The organism is Chitinophaga polysaccharea, from assembly GCF_007829335.1.
GTDB lineage: Bacteria > Bacteroidota > Bacteroidia > Chitinophagales > Chitinophagaceae > Chitinophaga > Chitinophaga polysaccharea_B.
Window position 1 is genome coordinate 27,480 of sequence record NZ_VIWO01000015.1, and the last position, 18,475, is coordinate 45,954.

22 protein-coding genes are annotated in these 18,475 nt (G+C 43.7%); 17 read left to right on the forward strand and 5 right to left on the reverse strand.

All coding sequences use genetic code 11. From position 1 onward, the window contains the following. The first annotated feature begins 47 nt into the window (after positions 1 to 47). The 4 genes from FHW36_RS29215 (at position 48) to FHW36_RS29230 (ending at position 3,186) form a co-directional block, all read left to right on the forward strand. Positions 48 to 929: a DUF4249 domain-containing protein gene (locus FHW36_RS29215; RefSeq protein WP_145674889.1), complete on the forward strand. Its 882-nt coding sequence runs from the start codon at positions 48 to 50 to the stop codon at positions 927 to 929. Positions 930 to 947: 18 nt separating this feature from the next. Further along, complete coding sequence (gene trxB / locus FHW36_RS29220; RefSeq protein WP_145674891.1) at positions 948 to 1,898, forward strand: thioredoxin-disulfide reductase; 951 nt, start codon at positions 948 to 950, stop codon at positions 1,896 to 1,898. Between the two features lie 89 nt (positions 1,899 to 1,987). Further along, entirely contained in the window at positions 1,988 to 2,338 is a 351-nt protein-coding gene (locus FHW36_RS29225; RefSeq protein WP_145674893.1) for a dihydroneopterin aldolase, read from the forward strand. Positions 2,339 to 2,430: 92 nt separating this feature from the next. Further along, on the forward strand, positions 2,431 to 3,186 hold the full coding sequence (locus tag FHW36_RS29230) for a hypothetical protein (RefSeq protein ID WP_145674895.1): 756 nt from the start codon (positions 2,431 to 2,433) through the stop codon (positions 3,184 to 3,186). Between the two features lie 7 nt (positions 3,187 to 3,193). Here FHW36_RS29230 and FHW36_RS29235 read toward each other — a convergent pair whose 3' ends face one another. Next, positions 3,194 to 4,525 carry an MATE family efflux transporter gene (locus FHW36_RS29235; RefSeq protein WP_145674897.1) on the reverse strand — a complete coding sequence of 444 codons (1,332 nt, stop codon included), beginning with the start codon at positions 4,523 to 4,525 and terminating at the stop codon, positions 3,194 to 3,196. A 139-nt stretch (positions 4,526 to 4,664) separates the two neighbouring features. Between FHW36_RS29235 and FHW36_RS29240 the strand changes: the two genes are divergently transcribed. From FHW36_RS29240 to FHW36_RS29255, 4 genes are read left to right on the forward strand one after another with little or no spacing between them, the layout of a single operon-like run. Continuing rightward, positions 4,665 to 5,534: a DUF3822 family protein gene (locus tag FHW36_RS29240; protein ID WP_186452673.1), complete on the forward strand. Its 870-nt coding sequence runs from the start codon at positions 4,665 to 4,667 to the stop codon at positions 5,532 to 5,534. Further along, a complete protein-coding gene (locus tag FHW36_RS29245; RefSeq protein WP_145674902.1) occupies positions 5,525 to 6,079 on the forward strand; it encodes an RsmD family RNA methyltransferase in 555 nt (184 codons plus the stop codon). The genes FHW36_RS29240 and FHW36_RS29245 overlap by 10 nt, the downstream gene beginning before the upstream one ends. A 29-nt stretch (positions 6,080 to 6,108) precedes the next feature. Next, positions 6,109 to 6,585 (forward strand): pantetheine-phosphate adenylyltransferase, encoded by a 477-nt coding sequence (coaD, locus tag FHW36_RS29250; protein ID WP_145674904.1) that lies wholly within the window; start codon positions 6,109 to 6,111, stop codon positions 6,583 to 6,585. Positions 6,586 to 6,601: 16 nt separating this feature from the next. After that, positions 6,602 to 7,033 (forward strand): hotdog fold thioesterase, encoded by a 432-nt coding sequence (locus FHW36_RS29255; protein ID WP_145674906.1) that lies wholly within the window; start codon positions 6,602 to 6,604, stop codon positions 7,031 to 7,033. Between the two features lie 50 nt (positions 7,034 to 7,083). On the opposite strand, the gene FHW36_RS29260 is transcribed toward FHW36_RS29255, so the two are convergent. Next, complete coding sequence (locus FHW36_RS29260; RefSeq protein WP_145674908.1) at positions 7,084 to 7,701, reverse strand: NUDIX hydrolase; 618 nt, start codon at positions 7,699 to 7,701, stop codon at positions 7,084 to 7,086. Positions 7,702 to 7,842: 141 nt separating this feature from the next. Between FHW36_RS29260 and pyrE the strand changes: the two genes are divergently transcribed. From pyrE to FHW36_RS29275, 3 genes are read left to right on the forward strand one after another with little or no spacing between them, the layout of a single operon-like run. Further along, complete coding sequence (pyrE, locus tag FHW36_RS29265) at positions 7,843 to 8,478, forward strand: orotate phosphoribosyltransferase (RefSeq protein WP_145674910.1); 636 nt, start codon at positions 7,843 to 7,845, stop codon at positions 8,476 to 8,478. Between the two features lie 49 nt (positions 8,479 to 8,527). Continuing rightward, positions 8,528 to 8,905 carry a heavy-metal-associated domain-containing protein gene (locus tag FHW36_RS29270; protein ID WP_145674912.1) on the forward strand — a complete coding sequence of 126 codons (378 nt, stop codon included), beginning with the start codon at positions 8,528 to 8,530 and terminating at the stop codon, positions 8,903 to 8,905. Beyond that, positions 8,835 to 9,527 (forward strand): hypothetical protein, encoded by a 693-nt coding sequence (locus FHW36_RS29275; protein WP_145674914.1) that lies wholly within the window; start codon positions 8,835 to 8,837, stop codon positions 9,525 to 9,527. The genes FHW36_RS29270 and FHW36_RS29275 overlap by 71 nt, the downstream gene beginning before the upstream one ends. Here FHW36_RS29275 and FHW36_RS29280 read toward each other — a convergent pair. Continuing rightward, positions 9,513 to 9,968 (reverse strand): NDR1/HIN1-like protein, encoded by a 456-nt coding sequence (locus tag FHW36_RS29280; protein ID WP_145674916.1) that lies wholly within the window; start codon positions 9,966 to 9,968, stop codon positions 9,513 to 9,515. The two genes, FHW36_RS29275 and FHW36_RS29280, sit on opposite strands and share 15 nt — an antisense overlap. A gap of 416 nt (positions 9,969 to 10,384) precedes the next feature. On the opposite strand from FHW36_RS29280, the gene FHW36_RS29285 reads away from it, so the two are divergent. Together FHW36_RS29285 and FHW36_RS29290 are read left to right on the forward strand one after the other, a co-directional pair. Beyond that, a complete protein-coding gene (locus tag FHW36_RS29285; RefSeq protein ID WP_145674918.1) occupies positions 10,385 to 11,023 on the forward strand; it encodes a WbqC family protein in 639 nt (212 codons plus the stop codon). A 252-nt stretch (positions 11,024 to 11,275) separates the two neighbouring features. Next, positions 11,276 to 12,682, forward strand: a complete 1,407-nt coding sequence (locus FHW36_RS29290) for a type III PLP-dependent enzyme domain-containing protein (protein WP_145674920.1) — start codon at positions 11,276 to 11,278, stop codon at positions 12,680 to 12,682. 377 nt (positions 12,683 to 13,059) lie between these two features. Here FHW36_RS29290 and FHW36_RS29295 read toward each other — a convergent pair whose 3' ends face one another. Further along, positions 13,060 to 13,893, reverse strand: coding sequence for a hypothetical protein (locus FHW36_RS29295; protein ID WP_145674922.1), 834 nt, complete (start codon positions 13,891 to 13,893; stop codon positions 13,060 to 13,062). 183 nt (positions 13,894 to 14,076) lie between these two features. Continuing rightward, positions 14,077 to 14,529, reverse strand: coding sequence for an Hsp20/alpha crystallin family protein (locus FHW36_RS29300; protein ID WP_145674924.1), 453 nt, complete (start codon positions 14,527 to 14,529; stop codon positions 14,077 to 14,079). A 240-nt stretch (positions 14,530 to 14,769) separates the two neighbouring features. Here FHW36_RS29300 and FHW36_RS29305 point away from each other — a divergent pair, with 240 nt between their 5' ends. The 4 genes from FHW36_RS29305 (at position 14,770) to FHW36_RS29320 (ending at position 18,152) form a co-directional block, all read left to right on the forward strand. After that, complete coding sequence (locus tag FHW36_RS29305) at positions 14,770 to 15,183, forward strand: BrxA/BrxB family bacilliredoxin (RefSeq protein ID WP_145674926.1); 414 nt, start codon at positions 14,770 to 14,772, stop codon at positions 15,181 to 15,183. Positions 15,184 to 15,310: 127 nt separating this feature from the next. Next, on the forward strand, positions 15,311 to 16,612 hold the full coding sequence (locus tag FHW36_RS29310) for a prolipoprotein diacylglyceryl transferase (protein ID WP_145674927.1): 1,302 nt from the start codon (positions 15,311 to 15,313) through the stop codon (positions 16,610 to 16,612). Between the two features lie 9 nt (positions 16,613 to 16,621). After that, positions 16,622 to 17,053 (forward strand): hemerythrin domain-containing protein, encoded by a 432-nt coding sequence (locus FHW36_RS29315; protein ID WP_145674929.1) that lies wholly within the window; start codon positions 16,622 to 16,624, stop codon positions 17,051 to 17,053. A gap of 166 nt (positions 17,054 to 17,219) precedes the next feature. After that, positions 17,220 to 18,152, forward strand: a complete 933-nt coding sequence (locus FHW36_RS29320; protein ID WP_145674931.1) for a DUF2167 domain-containing protein — start codon at positions 17,220 to 17,222, stop codon at positions 18,150 to 18,152. Positions 18,153 to 18,475 lie beyond the last annotated feature (323 nt).

An 18,475-nucleotide genomic window follows, 5' to 3' on the forward strand; every position in this document is an offset into this window, starting at 1 on the left:
CATGGCCGGTGTTCTTATTTACTACACACCCCTTATTTTTGCAGTCTATGCGTAACTGGCTCTTCTTCCCGTTGCTTACACTGATCTTTTCCGCCTGTGAAAAAGATATCAGCGTTCACCTGCCGCAGCAGGCGCCGCAACTGGTAGTGGAAGGCCGGATCGAAGATGGGACCTATCCCCTGGTAATACTCACCAATAGCCTCGGCTATTTTTCCCGGATAGATCAGGCTACCCTGCAAAACTCCTTCGTGCATAACGCCACCGTCACCGTTTCCGACGGCAGCAAAACCATGAAACTGGTAGAACAATCCGTAGATACCGGTAACCTAAAGCTCTTTGCATATGTACCAGATACCAACCAGCCGGCTGCCAACCTCTTTACAGGAAAAGTGTCAGGTACCTATACGTTAAAGATTAGTGCTGACAATAAGACATACGAGGCAGTGACAACCATACCCGCTGCGGGAATGAAACTAGACTCTATGTGGTACAACTCCGTTGTGGTAGACGGGTACGATAATAAGGTGCGCCTATGGGTGAAAATCACTGATGCACCGGCATTTGGCAACTATGCCCGCTACTTTACCAGCCGGAATAGCGAAACATTTCTACCCGGACTCACTTCTGTACTGGATGATAAGCTGGTGAACGGCACAACATTTGAAATTCCCCTGGACGCCGGCGTGAATAAAAATGAACGGCTGAATGCTACTACTTATGCATTATTCAACACGGGTGATACAGTAACCCTCAAGTTTTGTAATATTGACAAAGCAACGTGGGACTTCTGGCGAACACTCGACTTTGCATTTAACAGTAATGGGAATCCATTTTCATCGCCCATGAAAATATTGGGAAATATTCCCGGCGCATTAGGCTACTGGGGCGGATACCAGGCAACCTATAAAACAATTATTATAAGCAAGTAATTATACAGCAAAAAAAGTATGGAAAACAAGCAACAAGAGCATGTACATTTATTGATCATCGGTTCCGGACCTGCCGGCTATACCGCTGCCATTTATGCTGCAAGAGCCAACCTTAAACCAGTATTATACCAGGGTATTCAACCTGGAGGACAATTAACCATCACCACAGAGGTAGAAAACTATCCCGGCTACCCCGAAGGTATCCAGGGCCCTGAAATGATGGTAGATTTCGAAAAACAGGCTACCCGCATGGGGGCTGATATCCGCTATGGCTTAGCTACCTCCGTGGACTTCAGCAAACAACCTTATAAAGTAATCATCGACGAGGAAAAAGAAATTACCGCAGATGCGATCATTATCGCTACCGGTGCTTCCGCTAAATGGCTGGGACTCCCGTCAGAACAGCGCCTCAATGGTAGCGGCGTTTCCGCCTGCGCCGTATGCGATGGCTTCTTCTTCCGTGGGAAAGAAGTAGCGATTGTTGGAGCCGGCGACACCGCTGCAGAAGAAGCACTGTACCTTTCTAAAATGTGCAGTACAGTACATATGCTGGTACGCCGCCATGAAATGCGCGCCTCTAAAGTAATGCAGGACCGCGTACTGAAAACATCCAATATCATCGTTTACTGGAACTCAGAAACAGACGAAGTATTGGGTGACAACAAAGTAGAAGCCATCAGGATCCTCAATAACAAGACACAGGAAAAGAAAGAAATTCCGGTAAGCGCGTTCTTTGTGGCTATCGGTCACCAGCCTAATTCTGCCATCTTCAAAGATTACCTGGAGCTGGACGAACAGGATTATATCGTAACAGTACCCGGCTCCAGCCGTACTACTGTAGAAGGTGTATTTGCCTGCGGCGACGTACAGGATAAGATCTACCGCCAGGCGGTAACAGCAGCCGGCAGTGGATGTATGGCTGCCCTGGATGCCGAAAGATACCTGTCAGCGAAAGAACATCACGCCTGATTTTAACTTTATAATGTTATCCGGATAACCAGTTACTATGATAACCAGTTGTCCGGATAACCTGCTAATAACAGCACTAATTTTTTTGAATGCTCACTATTGCACTCGAACAGGCAAGCTTTTATGCCTACCACGGCTTATATCCGGAAGAAACCATTATTGGCAATTACTTTATGCTGGATGTAGCCGTTCGTATACCCGGCACCGTGCCAGTAGATGACTTGTCTGAAACGGTGAACTACCAGGGCATTTATGAAATCGCTCAAACGGTGATGGCGGTTCCCCGCCCATTGCTGGAAGAAGTGGTATATGAGCTGTCGGCTGCACTCAAACAACGTTACCCCGCTATACAACACAGTATGGTTACCCTGCGCAAAATGAATCCCCCTATGGGCGCCAGTATCCGTAACTCGCTCGTATCGTTGGAGAAAGATTATTAGGTCCCCGTTTTTGGGATATGAATGATGTTTCTCATTTGTAATTTTCGTAGATTTATAGCATTAAGTTATTCAACAACGAAAAAACCTGTCCTATGTTGAAGAGGATCATGGCAGTTTGCTTTTTGTTATCAACAGCCTTATTGGTAAAGGCTCAGAGTGTTAGTGACATGGTGGAAGAAGCCAAACAGCTGGAAAAGCAAATGAAGGAAAGTGAAGCATTCGAGAAAGATAAAGATATTCTGAAAATACAGCCCACCCAACTGGAAGCCCTGAACCAGGCCAGCCAGTTATGTTCCCGTATAGGCAACCGGCAAAAAAATAAGGAAGATAAAGTCAACTATTATAACCAGGCAAAAAGGTATGCACTGCAGGCCTTGAAGGTAGATCCCAACAGCCCTGACGCCAATTTAGCGATGGCTATCGCTATGGGACGCATGGCCCTGATCTCCGGCGCCAAAGATAAAGTGGCCGCCTCCAAAGATGTAAAGAAATACGCCGAGCTGGCTATTAAATTCAACCCTTCCCTGGCACAAGGTTATCACGTATTGGGTAAATGGAATTTTGAAGTAGCCAACCTGAACGCTTTTGAAAGAGGTGCTGCTAAAATGTTGTTTGGTGGTCTGCCGGATGGTTCTCTGCAAAATGCTATCGCGGATTATGAAAAATGCCGGCAGTTGGACCCCGCATTTATCCTCAATTATTACGAACTGGCCCGCGCCTATAAAGAAAATGATCAGCAGGAAAAAGCCATAGACGTGCTTAAAAAGGCATTAACGCTGCGCAATATCGCCCAGGATGATGCCAGTATCAAAGTGGATTGCCGGAAAATGCTGGACGATCTCCAGTAAACACCAGTCAGATCTCTTTCCCTTTCCACCTGCCGCTGCGCAGGTACCAGTAACTCAGCCCAAAGATGATAGTCCAGTAGATGAAATCGGCTCCCCAGGCCCATTGCAGCTCACTGCGCATACGTTCTATCACAATATCGCAATAGAGCATATAGCCTATCACCGCCGTGATTTCTGTAACCAGGTTCATACGGGTGTTGCCCGTACCAATTACCCCACTCATGGTTACCGCCGATATCGCCATGAGAATAGTACTTAAAGTAATGATCCGTATGGAAGGAATAGCTACCGTAATAAGGTCAGCATTATTTGTATAGATATGCAACAGTGTGTAAGGAAACAGGTTGACCAGGATACATACGGTAGTAGCACAAATCACACTGATACCCACTATTTTCCGGATGGCTTTGAATACGAGTTCAGATTTCCCTTGCCCGATCACATTACTGACCATTGTATTACAGGCCGCGGCCAGCGACCAGGTAAAAATCCCGAAGAATCCGAAAATACTGCGGAGCATATTAGACACAGCCAGTGGTCTTTCCCCCAGGTGTTCGATAAAGATGAAAAACACAAACCAGCTGCCAATGCTAAACAGGAATTGGACGATCAAAGGCGCTGATACATCCAGGATATTCCGGACAATAGCCCAATTGACCCGCAAGTAGCCAAACAGGCTGTATTTCCGGTGGTAGCCTTTGATGAACAGCATACTGCAAGCCACCAGGCAGCCGGTAAATTCAGCGATGATTGATGCTATGGCCGCTCCATTCAGGCCTATTGCGGGTAATCCCAGCTTACCGAAAATAAGGGTGTAGTCGAAGAAGATATTCATCATTTCCTGGCAGAGGGAAATCACAATCAATATCTTAGGATGCCCGCTGCCAATATAAAAGGCATCGGCCATATTGAGCAGCATCAGAAAGGGGAGTCCCCAGATACGGATGCGGATAAACGATATCGCTGCTGATAAGATATGTTGGTCGTGCAGACTTTTGGCAAAAAACCAGGGAGCAGCCAGCAGCGTGATTAGTATAGCCATCAGGGAGAAGACCAGGCCCACCTGTATCCCATTGGAAAACAATTGCCCGATACCCGCATACTGGCCTTGTCCGGCCCTGCGGGCAATCAGCACCTGTAATCCGTTGTTGAGGCCATACACGATCATATACATTACCAGGTAATAAATACCGGCGATCCCGTTGGCCGCCAGTTCAAATTCGCCCAATCGCCCCAGGAAAGCGGTATTGGTGATATGATTGATTTGTGGAATAATCAGGGCAAGGCATATAGGTCCTGCTATCTTTATAATCTGCCGGGTGGTTACTTCCAGTTGCATCTATCTTCTGCTGATTGTGGGTATAAAAACAAATATATGGGAATCTGGTGATCATCTCCCCTGATAAAACAACAAAACGCCCTCACCAATTAACTAAAAAGACTATTATTGTAATTCATTTGAAAGGTAAATTATGCCCGTGGCTTATAACATCCATCCCGCATTTACAGTAGACGATGAAACCCTGCTGGAAACTGACCTGACGGCCTGCTATTTATTTGTACTGGTAGGAAGCGGCACCTTTAGTTATGTGGTGTATGATCCGGCTGTAAGGAAATTCCTGGCATTGAAGTCCTATCATTTTACCCCCCGGAAAATGGCCCTGGCCGACCTGGAGATGATAGAGAATGTGTTTGATACGGACAAACTGTTGTTTACTGCTTTTAAATCTATACTGCTGGCCTTTAATACCGGTAGCGGCGTATTAGTGCCCCACCTGTATTATATGCCATCTATGAAGAAAGAATACCTGCACCTGGCCATGCCGGAAAAGATGCAGGAAGCCATCTTGTCGGATCTTCTTCCCGGATTACCCATGGTCAATGTTTACAGTGTTGATAAAGACCTGCTGGGCTTCCTGAGAAAAGAATTTTCAACAGACCTGGTGATCCATGCCAATTCTGCCCTGTTACAAGCCTATCCGCTGGACCTGGATTTCGACGCGAGCGAAGGCGTAGCTTTTGTGGAAGTACAACAGCAAAGCTTTACCCTCACTGTTTATGAGAAAGGAAAACTTCTGATCCAACAGGAGTCGGACTATGAAACAGGGTTGGATGTAGTATACACCCTGGTAAGTACCCTGCGCCAATTAGGATTGGATGAACAACAGGTGAAGGTAAAACTGGGAGGCGTACTGGCTACCGATACAGGCGTATACCAGGAAATGTACAAGTTTATTCCACACCTGGAATGGATGCAACGATTACCAGGTTTCCACTATATCACTAAAATGCAGGAAATACCTGGTTATTATTTTCATAATCTATATGCGTTAGCGTTATGCGTATAATTGGAGGAGCGAGTGGAGGAAGAAGGATACAACCACCGGCGAAAATGCCGCATACCCGCCCTACTACAGATATTGCCAAGGGCGGTTTATTTAATATTCTTGAGAACAACCTGGATATTTCGGCGTTGAAAACACTGGACCTGTTTGGCGGTACCGGGAGTATTAGTTATGAACTGGCCTCCAGGGGAGCTACTGATATTACCGTGGTAGAAAAAGATCCGGCTATGGCGGCTTTTATCGGCAAAACAGCGCAATCGCTTGGTATTACTACCCTGAAAACGGTAAAAATGGACGTTTTTAAATACCTCCAGCAGTGTACAGAGCAATTTGATCTGATTTTTGCAGACCCGCCTTATATGATGGAAACGCTGGATCAGTTGCCATTGCTGGTATTTGAAAAGGAATTACTGCATCCGGAAGGTTGGCTGGTAGTAGAACATACGCAGCATGGGAAATTCAAGGATTACTCCTATTACCGTTCTGAAAGAAATTATGGAGCTACGGTTTTCTCCATTTTTATCAACCGGGAAGCACTCAAACGTTGACAGATATTATTTAAATCAATACCACTATCATGAGGATTTGTTTATTCCCGGGTACATTCGATCCCATTACACTGGGACATACGGATGTAATTAACCGCGGGCTCGATTTGTTTGACCGCCTGGTGGTCGGCATTGGTGTAAACAGCAGCAAAACGCCGATGTTTGCGCTGGAAGAGCGGATAGCCTGGATTAAAGAAATATATAAAGATGATCCCCGGGTGGAAGTGGCTTCCTATTCGGGGTTAACCATTGACTTTTGTAAGCAGTTGGGCGCTCGTTTCATTCTCCGGGGGATCCGTTATGTCAGTGATTTCGAGTATGAAAAGGCGATTGCAGATGTAAACCGGACGATAGCGCCGGGTATAGAAACCATTTTCCTGACCACTGTACCACAGTATTCCAGTATTGCCTCCACGCTGGTAAGGGATATTCACCGCTATGGCGGAGATGTGGCTCCTTTCCTGCCGGAAGTAGTGATGGAAGGCATCAAGCGTATTAAGCAATAACTTTAAAGCAGTAGATATGAAAACGATCTGGCACAATACCAAGATTTCGCTGGATGATCTGAATGAGATGGGAGAAGATACCATGGCCACTGTTTTAGGAATGGAGTTTACAGAGATAGGACCGGATTACCTGAAAATGATGATGCCGGTAGATCATAGAACCGTACAACCTTATGGCCTGTTGCACGGTGGCGCGTCTGCTGCGTTGGCGGAAACCGTGGGCAGCATGGCATCAGGGCTCATTATTGACCCGGAAAAACAGATTTGCGTTGGAATGGAAGTCAATGCCAACCATGTGAGAGGGGTAAGAAGCGGGTATGTACATGCCTGCGCCCGTCCTTTGCATATTGGGGCCAACAGCCATGTATGGGATATTCGTATTACAGATGATCAGCACCGGCTGGTTTGTGTAAGCCGGCTCACCGTAGCCATCCTGGCTAAAAAGTAAACAGGCAGTACAGGTTCATTTGGAAAGATGATTCCAAATGAACCTGGAGCTTATATATGCGCTGCCCTGAAAACTTCCCTGATATTTTCGTAGGAGTATTTCAGGTATTTATCCACGTTTTCAGGCTTGATCCATTGCAGGTCCTGGATGTCTTCTTCAATCTGAGGTACTGTCAGTTCGGTCCCGGTAAAGTGCATACGGTACCAATAGGTATGTTTCAATACCTTCTTATTCCTCATCGGGTAATAATGAAATGTTTCCGTGATTTTCTTTTCCAGGGAAACGGTATGTAAACCGGTTTCCTCTGCTACTTCACGCAGGGCACAGGTTTCCAGGTCTTCCCCAGGATCACGCTTACCTTTTGGCAAATCCCATTTTCCCCGGCGGAACATCATCAGCACTTCGCCGGCAGGATTGGTGATTAATCCGCCCGCTGCCACCAGGGTAGTAAAATGCAGAGATACCTTTTTAAAGAGTTTTTTTACATCCGGCGCGATGAAAACCGCCGCGTCTTTTTTCCCATTTTCCAGTTTCTGTAACACACTTTCCATTTTCTCAGGGTCGGGATTATTATACGCTTTAGCATGGGTAAAGTGTGCCGGCATCGCTGTATCCGCAGTTAGTAGAAGAGGTCGCTCGTTGAGATAGATCGTAATGTTTTCTTGCATGCCGCAAATGTAAGCAGAAAGCAGAAAGCTGAAAGCAAAAAGCTATTAAGACGAAGTATCTATGCGGATCGTCATCCGCTTTAATAGCTTTTTGCTTTCAGCTTTCCGCTCTTAAAAAAAACAAGTACTTTTGGCGATTGTATGAATAAAGTAAGCGAAAAACAAGTTGCAGAAAAGTTACTGCAGGTGCAGGCCGTAAAGTTAAGTCCTGCTCAACCCTTTACATGGGCTTCCGGCTGGAAATCGCCGATCTATTGCGATAACAGGAAGATTTTATCTTATCCTTACGTGCGCGACTATATTAAATCTGAGTTGTGCAACCTGGTATTTGAAACCTTTCCTGACGCGGCAGTAATTGCCGGCGTAGCTACGGCGGGGATTCCGCACGGAGCGCTGGTAGCTGATCAACTGAAACTTCCTTTTATTTATGTAAGATCCAAGCCGAAAGAACATGGCATGGGCAACCAGATTGAAGGCGTATTGCAACCTGGTCAGCCGGTGGTGGTGGTGGAGGACCTGATTTCTACCGGCAAAAGCAGCCTGGAAGCGGTACAAGCTATTCGTGCAGCTGGTGGTGAAGTAATTGGCATGGTGTCTATCTTCAATTACGGGTTTGAAGTGGCGGTAAAGGCTTTCGAAGCGGCCGGTGTTCCTTTCCATTCGCTCAGTAACTACAATGCAATGATTGCGCTGGCAGAAGAAAAGGGTATTGTTTCTGCCAACGAAATCAGCACCCTGCAAGCCTGGAGAACCGCTCCGGAGCAGTGGGGCCGTTAGTTCAATGGTATATCACTTTTTTTGTATATTCGGGTATAATATTACAACTATGCGTATCCTAAAATTAGTCGTGCTATTCCTGTTTGCCAGTGTGGGCATGGCCATGGCACAACAGAAGCAGAAGTCGATCGAAACCGTAAAGATCAGCACACCTACCGTGCAATGTGAATCCTGTAAAAACCGTATTGAAAGGTATATGTCGCATGAAGAAGGCGTACAAGCCGTGAAAGTAGACTTCAAAAAACATATCACCACGGTAAAATACTGGACCGACCGTACCAATATTGAGAATATCAAGACAGGTATTGCCAATGCGGGATACGATGCAGATAACGTAACGGCTAATCCTGAATCTTATGCCAAACTGCCTACCTGCTGTAAGAAGCCGGAAGATGGTGGTGGAATGGATCCCAAGAAAAAGCACTAATGAACAACCGCAGCAGCCTTTAACCCAGTTAAAGGCTGTTGTGTTTTACACTGATCCGCTTTTAAAACCTACTCCCATTCCCATACTGTTTAACCCGCTGAAGCACCATCTCGCTGCGCTCCAGCATATGCTTTTACAATCGGAGCCATCCGAAATTCAACAAAAATTACTGGCGCTGGGCAATTCCCAGATGGATATGTATGCCGGGGAGCTGGATACTACTGTTATTTTCAATGAGGTCAGAAACTGGTTACAGGAAAGAGGGATCTATGAACGAGCAGCCTATGCGGCTTTCCTGGTGCAGCAACATGGGTATGCCACAGTGGTATTGACGGATACTTCCCGCTGGATATTACGGATGGCGGCCGATCAGCAGTTATATATCCATCTGCATCCGGGACGTTATAGTCCCCATACATTTAGGGTAAAAGCTACAGCGCTCAAAACGGCCCTGGCTTACCGGGTAGCGGAACGGCATCGATTATTGATGGGTGACTTGCTGCGGGATCTGAATGTATTGCGGAAAGACCTGCAACTGTCGCCTTTAAGAAGCACCGCAGAAAGCAGTCATATTATGGAAATTATTGACTTATTGAGGCGAACCGGATCAGAAGAAATTTAAGGCTTGTTTGGTTTCGCACTTAATCGGGAAGGGCAGGAAGATGCCTCCTTTACCTACTTTACAGCGGCCATTGGCCCGGATGGTGACCTCTTTGTTGGAGAAGGCAGACATAGCATTTTTGAAAACGTTACCCATATTCACTTCTAATTTTACGGGGAAGTAAAAAGTATCTCTGGCTGGTATGGCAATGGTAGAATCCTGCATAGAATGGCCTACCTGGGTATCGTCAAAAAAAAGATCGAAGTCGGCATCTTTTAACTGGAGCCGGTAATTATTCGGATTGTAATATGCCAGCGTCAGCCGTACAATACTTTTAGACATACCGAACTCGTCCATACTCACACCGGCTACCCTTACAAACTGGATATCTTTGTTTTTTTCGCAAGAGCTCGCTAGCCCCCAGACAATAAAAATGGCCAATATTAATCTAAGCAGTTTCATCAGTAAGCCGGTAATTTAATTTATGTCAAACCTACTGCAAAGCTTTTAGTTCTCAAAACGGCATAATTGAATTGGGAAACTTTTAACGATACCCTCCCCTTAGATGGTAGAGGGGGCTTAAAAGAATGATGCATTAAATACATATAAATAAAAACTTTCTTTAGGGAAATATGTTATCTTAGTGTTCCTTCCTGTGTTCGCTAAAAATGAACGAAAAAGCAACTAATTTCTTTAGTATTTTTGCATTTCAGAAACTTTTTGACCAGAATAATGTCTGCTAATTTTATTAGCATATTATTATAATTGCTATGAATTCTTAACCAATTACTTAAAGTAAATTGTTAAGTAACTAACTTGAAGTAACTGCCAGGTAAAAAAGGGAATGTTCGGGTACCTGGTTTTAAAAATTTGACATTATGACAGCGAATGCAGAAAAGAAGATATTATTAATTGAATCTCAGTATTTTCCACCCATTGATTCATATAAAGCTTTATTAAAACACGATATATTACAAATTGAGAAATATGAGCACTATCAAAAGTTGAGTTACAGGAACCGTTGTTATGTAGCGGGACCAAATGGACGAATGATTTTAAGTGTGCCCCTGACCCGGGGGAAGAACCAACGGACAGTAATGAAAGATGTCAGGATCAGTAATGAGGAAAAATGGCAGAGTTTGCACTGGAAAACGCTGGTGTCTGCTTATCGTCGCTCTCCCTGGTTCGAATATTATGAAACCGATCTGCAGGAGTTATATGAGCAGGAATTTAAATATTTGCTGGATTGGAACCTGGCTTGTTTTGAATGGATGAATAGCAAGCTCGGCATTGACGTGCCGGTTATCTTTACCGAAAGTTACCAAAAGGAGACGAGCGGAGTGACAGATGCCCGGGATACGATACTGCCGGGACCGGTAGTTACGGGAGCGGCTGCTTCCTACACCCAGGTATTCCAGGAACGTATCGGATTTCTTCCGGGATTAAGCTGCCTCGACCTGCTTTTTTGTGAAGGAAAACAGGCGTTGAAAGTGCTGTTGGAAGGCAGCGAAAAATAGTGTTTAATATTATTTAACTTCTTGATTTGTAATTGTCTGTATATTTGCCGGGGTAATGATACCCGTAAAATCAATACCTCCCGAAAAAAATTAGGGTGGCAATCAACAAAATATTTAGATTTGCAACCTATTTTGCTGGGGTTCGAACTGACGTAGGTGTGTAAACCAGGAGTTTCCCAGTGAGGGAAAAATGGATTGTTATCCTGATATTTTTTTCTATTACTAATTCCTAAAATTCATTTGCAGTACTAAATGAACAACACCTACACAGACCTGGTTAAGCAGACTTTTGAATTTCCCCAGGAGGGCTTTGAAGTAAAAGATAACTACCTGGAATTTAATGGTCTGGATATTAAGGCATTGATTGACAAGTACGGAACTCCATTTAAGTTGACCTTCCTTCCTAAGATCGGAATGCAGATCAACAAGGCTAAGAAGATGTTCCAGGACGCCATTAAGAAGAACAGGTACGATGGAGAATACTTTTATTGCTATTGTACTAAAAGTTCGCATTTCTCCTTCATCATGGAGGAAACGTTGAAACATGGTGTTCATATTGAAACTTCCTTTGCCTACGATATCGACATTGTCAATAAGTTGTATGAGCGGAAGAAGATCAGTAAGGATACTTACATTATCTGCAACGGGTTTAAGACCAAGGCCTATACCCGGGCTATCTCCAGGCTGATCAATAGTGGATTCAAGAATGTGCTGCCTATCCTGGATAACAAGGAAGAGCTGGAAGATTATAAGAGAAACGTCCGGATCAAGGATAAAGATAAAGTGAAACTGGGCATACGTGTAGCAGCAGAGGAAGAGCCTAGCTTTGACTTTTATACTTCGCGCCTGGGCATTCCTCCCCGTGATATCCTGGAATATTACGTGGATAAAATAAAAGGTAATGAGAAGTTTGAGCTGAAAATGCTGCACTTCTTTATGAATAAGGGGATTAAGGATGACATTTATTACTGGAGCCAGTTTAACCGTGTAATGAATCTCTACTGCCAGCTAAAAAAGATCTGTCCTGAGCTGGATAGCATTAATATAGGCGGTGGTTTCCCCATCAAGCACTCTCTTGGCTTTGATTATGACTATAATTATATCGTAAACGAGATTGTGGCCAATATCAAGAGCATGTGTAAAAAGAATAAGGTACCTGTACCGAATATTTACACAGAGTTTGGCTCATTTACAGTAGGTGAAAGTGGTGCTGTGATCTATAGTGTAGTAGGAGAGAAAATGCAAAATGACCGTGAGTCCTGGTACATGATCGACAGCTCTTTCATTACTACCCTGCCTGATACCTGGGGTATCGGGGAAAAATTCCTGATGTTACCGATTAATAAATGGGACCAGGAATACCAGGAGGTACATCTCGGTGGACTTACCTGTGATGGATACGATTTTTATACATCTGAAGAACATATTAACGCTGTATTCCTGCCTAAGCAACAGGCATCCGGGGAGCCACTGTATATCGGGTTTTTCCATACCGGCGCTTACCAGGACCAATTGAGCGGCTATGGTGGTATCAAGCACTGCCTGATTCCTTCCCCAAAGCATGTGATTGTGGGATACGATAAAAATGGCCAGCTGAAAGATTGGTTATATGCGAAAGAACAAACTTCTCAGAGTATGCTGAAGATTTTGGGTTATTAAAAAAATGGGTTAGTAATCCTACTGAAAGCCCCCCGATTATTCGGGGGGCTTATTTTTTTTCATTTTTTTCTCTCAGTATAATAAAAAAAAGGCCTTCATTTTATTGAAAGCCCATCATGGCATAGGTTATAAATAATATTCACCGGCATAAGGAAAATAGGTGATGAATTCGATAGCGTAAAGATAGTGTTATCCTATAGCACTGATAAGCCCCAAAAGTTGTAATTTTTTTTAATCTCTTTTTGATCAAATTATTAGCTAAAGCAATAATTTATTATCATGTTGGGCGAAAATAGGACAAATGGTAATATTTACTCATCCATATCCATTGGAAGGTTTCCATAGCATTTCAGGTGGCATAACACAGATGTGTAAGACTACATTTCCCCGGGTTCGTTCAGGAAATCAATAGCGGTGCCACATTGTTTTTCGATTTCTGTAAAACAGGCTTCCAGGAATTCCGTTTCTCCTTTCAGAAAGGCAGATTTCCCTGAGCGGGAAAATCCTTTTACCAGCAGAAACTGTTTGGTCAAATGCTGGTTAATCAGGGAAAGGTGCTGTTGTTGCTTTTCGGCCGTTCTTTTTTGCTCCAGGGAAATAATATTCCTGTAGTATTGCCCAAGCGCCCTGATGAGGAATAGCAGGTACATGCCTACAATCAGCGGGTTAGCCAGGTATTGAAAGGCAAGTGAATAACCGGGACTTACATACACCGCAATATTATTGAGTTTAACATAGGCGATGGTGACCAGGTAGGCGCAAAGGATAAGACTCCATACCAGTGTAGCCAACAGATTGACCGTGATGTAACAAAGAAGGATACTCATAATCCATATCAGTGTGTACTTGGGGCTCAGGTCCTGGTTGTTGAGAAAAGACGAAATGATGGGAATGATAAGTGTGGTCATTGAGGTAATCAACCCCACCTTCTTTGCTGCCATGCCCTTCCTGAGCAGGAGCAGGCAGCCTATGAGGATGCCAATCATTATTGGGATGAGTATCATATTCACCCGGTTCATACTGAGCATATTGATGAACAGTATAAACAAAAGCAGTGCAGTATAGAAGAACGCATAATCAAAGATGAGTTTGATCTTTGCCTGTTCGTACGTGTTTGGCGTGTGAAGGATCACATTGCCAATTACAGCCTTTTCTGCATTGAAGTAGATATTTTTTATGAATGACCAACCTTGTCGGAAGCGCTTTGCCATTAGTAGGTGCTTAGGCAGGCAAATTATTCTTTAATCAACTAGGAGAGATTCAACGTTTGTGTGAATTCTACACAATAGAAAAATGTAATATGAGCTTACGATAGACAATAAAAAAGGTTGCTCTATACCGAGCAACCTTTAAACCCTACTGTTCTGAAGTTCCCTTGCGGGAACCTGCTTCCCTTATTCCACTACTATTTCTTTAGGAGCGTCCTGTTTGTTTTCCTTTTTGCCAAGGGTTACTTTCAGGATACCGTTGTCATATTTTGCATTGATCTTGCCTGCGTCTACCAGTTCACTGATCGTGAAGGAGCGTTTGAAAGATTTGAAGTTGAATTCCCGGCGCACCTGTTTGTCGGTTTCATTCTTCGCTTCGGTTTTCTTTTCTGCGCTGATGGTAATCGCTTTATCATCGGCACTGATCTTGAAGTCTTCTTTAGAAAATCCGGGAGCTACAACATCGAGCAGGAAAGCTTCCGGTGTTTCCACGATGTTTACCGGAGGATGAGTGGTAAAATAATCGTTGGTCAGAAAATCGTCTTTTACATACTTATTCAATCCTCCATTGAGAATGTCTTCTACAAATCCACCAAATGTTTTGGGAAGCGGGCTGTGGTTAAATTTAATGTGTGTCATAGTTGCTATAAATTTTTTTTAGTGAAATCAATTTTTTGTTTTGATACTGGGTACAGATCAAATGGGATACCATGCCAGTAAAACTGCTATTTTGTTAGTAAAAACGTTACAGATTGTGACACAATGTCGCTTGTATTGTATTTTTTATGTCAAAAAGTCTAGGATGGTATCCATTTTTTTACTTTCTGCGGGTATATAACTAACTTTGTGAAAAATACAAACAGAAAAAACTCTAATTATATGTATCCAGCGGAACTAGTAATGCCCATGAAGGCAGAATTGACAGATAACGGCTTTGAAGAATTGCTCACGCCAGAAAGTGTTGACACTACATTGCAGAAAGACGGAACTACCCTGGTGGTTATCAATTCCGTATGTGGTTGTTCGGCAGGTACTGCCCGTCCGGGTGTATTGATGGCGGTAGCGCACAGCGAAAAGAAACCAGACAGACTGACGACCAGTTTTGCCGGTTTTGATGGTGAAGCGGTTAAACAAATCCGGACCCACCTGATGCCTTATCCCCCTTCTTCTCCAGCGATTGCTTTATTTAAGAATGGTGAGTTGGTACACATGATTGAACGTCATATGATTGAAGGCCGGTCTGCACAAATGATTGCAGCCAACCTGCTGGACGCATTCGAACAGTATTGCTAAATATTCACATTTCTAAAATCCAATTTAGAAATTCGAAATTGCATCGTACTTTGGTGGTTTGATTTTCCTTTTGATTAAATTCGGCTTTGTTCATAGGAAAACTCAGATCACCAATTTTTTTACGGCTATGTATCCTAATCTATATTACGCGTTCAGAGATCTGCTCGGCTTAGAATTACCATTTTTAAAGATTTTCCAGACGTTTGGTTTTTTTGTGGCCATCGCTTTTCTGGCGGGGGCTTATATTTTAACGCGTGAGCTAAAACGCCGAGAACAACTGGGTATGCTGACCGGCATCCCCGAAAAGATAGTGACCGGGTTACCGGCTTCCCAGGGAGAGATTATTGGCAATGCCGTAGTAGGTTTTCTCTTAGGATACAAAATTCTCGGTATATTTTTTAATTGGGACACTGCTTCCCAGGACTTACAAGGTTTCGTGTTTTCCAGCCAGGGTAGCCTGTTTGCCGGCATATTGCTGGCCGCAGCCATGGGCGGGTATAAATACTATTCCAAAAAGAAAACAGCAAAAGCCAAGCCCGAAGAACATACGGTGTTGGTAATGCCTCATCAGCGGGTGCCGGATATTATTGTAATGGCCGCCATTGCTGGTTTACTGGGCGCTAAAATTTTTCACAATCTTGAAAACTGGAATGACTTCGTACAAGACCCGGTAGGAGCCTTGTTGTCGTTCAGCGGACTGACCTTTTATGGAGGATTGATTGTAGCCACCATCGTAATTCTCAGCTATGCTAAAAAAAGGAAGATAAATATCCGTGCCCTGATCGATAGTGCGGCGCCTGCATTGATGCTGGCGTATGCGATTGGAAGAATGGGTTGTCATTTTTCCGGAGATGGCGACTGGGGAATTTATAACAGTGCCTATACTATTGATACCAATACAGGGCATACCTTAAAGATGGCGCCCGCCAACTTTAATGATGCCATACAAAAGAACGCCGCGTTCTTTCAACAACAGTATCCCAGCATCGATAGAATCCCGCATGCCGCTTTTGAGAAGCCAGCTGCCCTGGGTTTTTTACCAGACTGGCTTTTTGCCTACGGCTATCCTCATAATGTGATTAAAGAAGGCGTACAACTGGCCGGTTGTGAGGGACAATATTGCAAGGTGCTACCCATGGCCGTATATCCTACACCGTTATACGAAATACTGGGATGCCTGGTCTTATTTTTTGTGCTTTGGGCTATTCGTAAAAAAATAAAAATACCAGGCGTGCTGTTTGGCATATACCTGATATTAAATGGCATTGAGCGGTTCTTTATTGAAAAGATCCGGGTAGATACCCGCTATGATATTTTCGGTTATCATCCCACACAGGCGGAGATTATTTCTACGCTCCTGGTCATTGGTGGTATCGTACTGATTACCATCTACCGCAAAAGCAATGCTGCGTCCAATAAGCTTTCCTGATATTAATATATGCAACGTCACTCTTCTCTATTACCTCTGTCGCACGAACACAAGCGTCTTTTATTCGTATGCCGTTATCTGAAAAAAGATGCTGCACCCTATGAAGGGTTTCCGCTGGAAACCCAAGCGAGATTTGAATATATCGTCAAAGTATTCCAGGAACTAATGGTACCCCATATACAGAAGGAAGAATATCTTTTTGAAAAATGCGTGGGGAAAAATTTGGCTATTGACGCCATGATAAAGGAATTACAGGAAGAGCACCTGGTAATATCCAGGATGTACAGCACACTTACCGACAGCACAGACCTGGACACTGCTATGGATGCGTTGGCCAGGAGCCTGGAAGCCCATATACGGAAAGAAGAACGGGAGTTTTTCGAATTACTGCAACGTGAATTACCGCAGCTCCTGGATACATTACAGCTGGAAAATCAATAAATGTATTGAACGTGTTATTGTACGACTTTACGGGAAGTATTAATTTTTCATTAGAGTTATAATCGCACTGAGAATCCCTAATATTGGTCTGTCTACTATCCTGATATTTATTGTTTCTCCTTGTTTGTTGAGCTGGTAAATAACCTGTGGCTATTTAAATGGTTTTATGCGTACGTTATATTACAGCTTCATCATGTGTTGCTGCTTATCTGTAAGCCTCCAGGTGTTGGGATTATCAAGGGAAGACAGTCTTAGTAAATACGACAAGCTGGACTCATCGGAAATAATTGCAGCTTCTTTTACTTATAAGGTAGGTGAACAAGAGCTTGGTCAGGGCGCTATTTTGTGTGTCCCTGATGGATATCGCTTACTGGATGCCCGGCAAAGCCGGTTATTGGCGGAAAACATCTGGGGTAATCCGGAGGATCCAAATATGCTAGGGGTGCTGTTGCCCCCCAAGACCGCCCCTACAGACAAAGATTTCAGCGGATTTGTGATTTCATTTGAGCCTTCCGGTCACCTGGACGAACAGGAGGCGGGAAAGATCAACTATAGCCGATTGTTATATACCATGAAGGAGGAGCTGAAAAACTATAATGTATTGCGCAGCCGGCATGGCGAAGGGGCTATTAATAGTATGGACTGGGCTTTTCCTCCCTATTTTGATAAGAAGAATCATTCCCTTCACTGGGCCAGGGTATTGCATTTTGCCGACAAGCAACCCGCCATACTTAATTATGAGGTTCGGTTTTTGAGCAGAAGTGGTGCATTATGTTTTACCGCTGTCGGCAAACCCACAGATATGGCTCGTTTGCGGAAACAAATGGAGTTGGTGACTGCCGCTGCCCGTTTTTCTGCAGGAAATAGCTACACTGATTTTAATCCCAGGACAGACGTGGCCGCCCAATGGACTCCTGAAATTACGATGGTGAGCACCAGTATATTATCTGTCGATAAAATCCTGTCGGGATTACGGAGTATATTATTAACAGTATTGGTATCCCTATGTATGGTATTATTTGTATATGTTATGCAGTATTATCATCACCACCGTCGTAAACCTACCTATCGGAAGATGATAGATGAGCGTTTGAACTAAAGTCAAAAACCAACAACGATAAAACTATAAAGCGAATAACCCGGGAAATTCTCCCAGGTTATTCGCTTTATAGTTTTTTATGCCCAAACGTTTTCAAGATTTTCCTGTAACATAATTATTTCTTAGTCGTCTTTTTATCGTTCCAACAACATTTACCATTCATCCCATTCTATAAACCGCTTGTGTAATGCTATGTACTGTGTAATACATAATACCTACTTTTACATCGTAGCAGTTAATCTAATGTAGTGGTTTAACCATTGTAGTATATTAACTAAGGTTCTAAAGAAACAAACTATCAGACCAAATAACATCTAAAACAC